Below are 4,447 nucleotides of genomic sequence, written 5' to 3'. Positions count from 1 at the left end.
CGATGAGCGCCGCATGATCCATGCCCAGCGCGCTCTGGTTGCCGTGGGCTTCGTCATCGCCCTGGTGGTGCTCCAGGAACAGTTCATGGGCTACAGTTGGTTCCCCACCGTCGGGAGCACCTATTACGGCAAGCATCTGCGGCGCGTGACGGGCCTGCTGGGGAACCCGGCCTTTCATGCCGTCACCATTGCCATGACCCTGCCGTTCGCCTGGCGCGCCATGCTGGAGAACCGGCGCCTGCCCTTGCGCCGGCTGATGCTCCTGGTGCTGGGCGTCATGTATACCGGCCTGTTCCTGACCTATAACCGCACTGGCTGGCTGGGCGGCGTGCTGGGGATACTGGTGTTCCTGTTGTTCTATCCGCGCTTCCGCCGGCCCTTCCTCAAGCTCTCCCCTCTGCTGGCCCTGCTCATCTCGCTGAACTGGTGGCGCATTGCCTCCAGCTATGCCTTCACCGAGCGCCTGGTGGCGGTCAACCCCATCACCTATCGCGTCGAGGCATACCGGCTGAGCTGGCAGACGTTCTTGAAGCATATGGCGCTCGGCGTGGGGTTCGGGAATCTGGCGCAGTACATCGGCATAGAAGCCCCGCACAACTCGTTCCTGTGGATGCTGGTGACCGCCGGCCTCTCCGGCTTCATTCCCTATCTGGGCACCTTTATAATGATGGGCCTGGACTCACTGCTGATGTATCTCAAGGCCCCGCGCTGGCCGGGCATGCGCCGTGACCTGCTGGTGGCCTTTTGGGTAGCCCTGCTGTCGTACACAGCACAGTGCTTCGCCGTGGATATGCTCTACGGCATTTATCCGAACATTATCTTCTTCTTCATCGCCGGCGCCGTGCTGGGCTACCATGAGGCCGTCTACGAGGCCCAGCGTGCGCATGCCCCATCTCCTATGCCGCGGGCGGCTGGAGGAGCATGATGGCCTCCTCGATGAGCGGGAAGCCCCTGCGCGTGGCGATGCTCGGGCCGCACCCACGCGACCCGGACCGCATCGGGGGCGGGGTGGAAGCGGTGGTGGCGGTGCTGGCGCGGGAAATGGCGCGCCGGCCGGATGTGGAACTGCATATCCTGAGCGGGCTGACCGGCCTGCGGGAAACAAGGGTGGAACAGCGCCGCGGTATGACGCTGTACTGGCTGCCGCGCCGGCGCTTTGCCCGCGCCACCTTTCACTGGCGGGAGGTGCTGGACCTGCGCCGGCTCCTGCGGAAGATACGGCCTGACATGGTGCATGCGCACGGCACCGGGGTATATGCCGGCGCGGCGCTGACGGCGCCCTTTCCGGCGGTCATCACCGTGCACGGCATCGTCTATCGGGAGGCGCGCATCGCCATGGGCCTCAAGGACCGCCTGGGCTGGGAGCTGGACGCCCTGTATGAGCGCTGGCTCCTGCGCCGGGCGCGGCATATCATCGCCATCAGTCCCTATGTGGAGCGGGAGTTCGGCGGCTGGACACGCGCCCGGCTGTACCGCGTGGAGAACCCCATTCCCGACGCCTATTTCGAGATCGCCGGCGCAGGGGAGCCGGGCCGCATCCTCTTCGCCGGCCGGGTCATCCCGCGCAAGGACCCCATCACCGCCATCCGCGCCCTTGCCCTCCTGCGGGAGCGCTTCCCCGAGGTGAGCCTGCGCATCGCCGGCGAGACGGAAGCCGAGCCGGCCTATGCCCGGCGCGTGCGCGCCCTGGTGGACGAGCTGGGCCTGGGCGATGCGGTCCATTTCCTGGGTCAACTGGACGAGGAGGCCTTATTGCGGGAATATGCCGCCTGTTCTTTATTCCTGCTGACCTCGGTGCAGGAGACGGCGCCGGTGGTCATCGAGCAGGCCATGGCCGCCGGCCGGCCGGTGGTGGCCACCGCTGTAGGCGGGGTGAACGGTTTGCTCACGCATGAGGTGACGGGTCTACTGGCGCCGGCCGGCGATGCCGCGGCGGTCGCCGATGCGCTGGCGCGCCTGCTCTCCTCGCCGGCGGAGCGGGCACGTCTGGCGCAGGAGGCCCGCCGGCAGGCGCTCCAGCGCTTCAAGGCCTCGGCCGTGGTGGAGCAGACGCTGGCGGTGTATCGCGAGGTCATGACACTGTATCATGGAGGATGAGGGGCACTGGTGCGGGTAACGTACGAGGGCAGAGAGATTGACATTGCGGAGCTGGTGCGCACGATTTTCCAGCCGGCCTGGGCGGAACAGTACGACCCCTGGTTCGCGCGCTATCACCGCTGGCTGGGGGAGGACTGGAAGCTCGAGAACTACATCCGCTACTTGCGCACGGTATTGGCGCAGGCCGGCGCCCGGCTGGAAGGGGCGCGCGTGCTGGACGCCGGCTGTGGCTTCGGCCTGACCGCCCTGTTCCTGCACCTTTTGGGCGCGGCGGAGGTGCACGGCCTGGACTGCCACGCCGGCATGATCCGCACCTTCGAGACCTATCTCGCCCTGTTGAACATGCCCTTCCGGCTCTATCCCCGCCGGGGGGATGTGGCGCATATGCCCTATGTGGACGGATATTTCGACATCGTCCTCTCCATCGAGGCGGTGTCCCACTATCGGAATGTGGAGGCCTTCCTGGATGAGGCGGCACGGGTCCTCCGTCCGGGCGGGCATCTTATCATCGCCGACGGCAATAACGCCCGACACGCGCCCACCCGCCGCAAGACGCGGGAAATCTGGGCCGTCTTCGAGAACGGGCCGGCCACGGAGGACATCCACGGCCATCGCGTGGAGAAGCCCTTCGTAGAAATGCGCCGGGAGATGATCGCCGGCGCCTTCCCGCACCTCTCCGCAGAGGAGCAGGACATGCTGGCACGGGGCACATCCGGCCTGGCCGGCGGGGAGGTGTTGGATGCGGTGCGGGGCTATCTGGAAACCGGCCGGCCCCCCGGCCGCGTCTGGGACGGCGAGACCTGCCCGCTGGACCCGGTGAACGGGTATTATATTGAGCGCCTGCTGGACCCGCTGGAGCTGGGCTGGCAGATTCGCCGGCGGGGCTTTCGCGTCGCGGTGCGCCCCTACTTCGGCGGGGCGCGCGGCGGCCTCGTCCACCTGGCCAATGAACTGTTGACCCGCCCGTGGCTGGCCCCCATCATGCTCCGCTTCACCCCATCGTTCCGCATCCTGGCGCGCAAGGAGGACGGGTGAGATCATGCGGCTGGCCCTGCTGATCGATTATCCGGTGGACCCCAACCGCATCCCCGGCGGGGTGCGCGCCGTGGCCTATCACCTGGCCCAGGGATTGGCCCGCCACGCCGACCTGGATGTGCACGTGGTGCACTGTCACAGCGAGGTGCCGGCGGACCGCACGGCCCAGCACGGCCGGGTGACGGTGCATTATCTCTCGCGGCCCCGCCGGCGCATCATCCCCAACCTCATCACCGGCGTCGGGCGCGTGGCCGGCATGCTCCGCGAGCTTCAACCCGACCTGGTCAACGCGCACACCAGCCAGTACGCCTTTGCGGCCCTGCGCGCCGGCTTCCCCACCATTTACACCATTCACGGCGTGGCCCACCGCGAGGCGCGCACCTTCCGCCACTGGCAGCACCGCCTGATCCTCTGGATCACCGCCTTCTATGACCGCTGGGTGATCCGGCGCGTCTCCGATATCATCGCCATCAGCCCCTATATCGTGGAGGAGTACCGGGGGCGCACGCGGGCGCGCTTCCATCGGGTGGACAATCCGGTGGGAGAGGAGTATTTCGAGCTGGAGGGGCAGGAGGTGCCCGGGCGCATCCTCTTCGCCGGCACCATCAGCGAGCGCAAAGACCCCCTGACCCTGCTGGCGGCGCTGGCGCTGGTGCGGGAGAGGGTTCCGGAAGCCCATCTGCATCTGGCCGGCCGGGCTATTGACCCCGTGTACCCGCGCCGCGTGGAGGAGTTCGTGCGGGAACAAGGCCTGGAGACGTATGCCCGTTTCCTGGGACTGCTGGACGTGCCGGCCATGCTGAGGGAATATGATGCGTGCGCCCTGCTGGCCCTCCCCTCCCGGCAGGAGACGGCGCCGGTGGTACTGCTGGAGGCCATGGCCGCCGGCAAACCGGTGGTGGCCACCGACGTGGGCGGCGTGCGCGACCTGGTGGAGGACGGCGCCAGCGGCTTCATCGTGCCGGCCGGCGATGCCCCTGCCATGGCCGAGCGCATCACCCAACTCCTGCAGGACGAGGAATTACGCCGGCGCATGGGCCAGCGCGGCCGGGAGATCGCCCGGGCGCGCTTCCGCCGCGATGTCATTGCCGACCAGTACTACGCCATTTACCAGGAAGTCGCCGGCCGGCGGGAGGCATCGGGAACATGAGGGTAGCGGTGTTTTCCGAGCGCCTGGCCCCTCCCTTTGACGAGGGCATCAAGAACGTGACGTACAACCTCTTGCGCCGGCTGGGCGTGGAACATAGCGTCATGGCGCTCACCACAGGAGGCGCGGATATCCCGGAGCTGGGGGTGCGGGATATCCCCAACGTCA

5 protein-coding genes are annotated in these 4,447 nt (G+C 67.6%); all 5 read left to right on the top strand.

From position 1 onward, the window contains the following. The first annotated feature begins 13 nt into the window (after window positions 1-13). On the top strand, window positions 14-925 hold the full coding sequence (locus tag H5T60_11950; GenBank protein ID MBC7243144.1) for an O-antigen ligase family protein: 912 nt from the start codon (window positions 14-16) through the stop codon (window positions 923-925). After that, on the top strand, window positions 922-2,097 hold the full coding sequence (locus H5T60_11945; protein ID MBC7243143.1) for a glycosyltransferase family 4 protein: 1,176 nt from the start codon (window positions 922-924) through the stop codon (window positions 2,095-2,097). The genes H5T60_11950 and H5T60_11945 overlap by 4 nt, the downstream gene beginning before the upstream one ends. Before the next feature lie 9 nt (window positions 2,098-2,106). Further along, window positions 2,107-3,132, top strand: a complete 1,026-nt coding sequence (locus tag H5T60_11940; GenBank protein MBC7243142.1) for a class I SAM-dependent methyltransferase — start codon at window positions 2,107-2,109, stop codon at window positions 3,130-3,132. Between the two features lie 4 nt (window positions 3,133-3,136). Continuing rightward, window positions 3,137-4,282, top strand: a complete 1,146-nt coding sequence (locus tag H5T60_11935) for a glycosyltransferase family 4 protein (protein MBC7243141.1) — start codon at window positions 3,137-3,139, stop codon at window positions 4,280-4,282. Next, on the top strand, window positions 4,279-4,447 hold a 169-nt coding region (locus H5T60_11930), incomplete at its 3' end, for a hypothetical protein (protein ID MBC7243140.1). The genes H5T60_11935 and H5T60_11930, both read left to right, overlap by 4 nt.

Source organism: Anaerolineae bacterium (assembly GCA_014360855.1).
In the GTDB taxonomy this organism is placed as follows: Bacteria; Chloroflexota; Anaerolineae; order JACIWP01; family JACIWP01; genus JACIWP01.
This window is presented reverse-complemented; position numbering and strand designations above follow the sequence as displayed.

What these genes read in the sequence shown, in the direction of transcription:
- H5T60_11950 (MBC7243144.1), top strand. Translation starts at nt 14, where the DNA reads ATGATCCATGCCCAGCGCGCTCTGGTTGCCGTGGGCTTCGTCATCGCC.
- H5T60_11945 (MBC7243143.1), top strand. Translation starts at nt 922, where the DNA reads ATGATGGCCTCCTCGATGAGCGGGAAGCCCCTGCGCGTGGCGATGCTC.
- H5T60_11935 (MBC7243141.1), top strand. Translation starts at nt 3,137, where the DNA reads ATGCGGCTGGCCCTGCTGATCGATTATCCGGTGGACCCCAACCGCATC.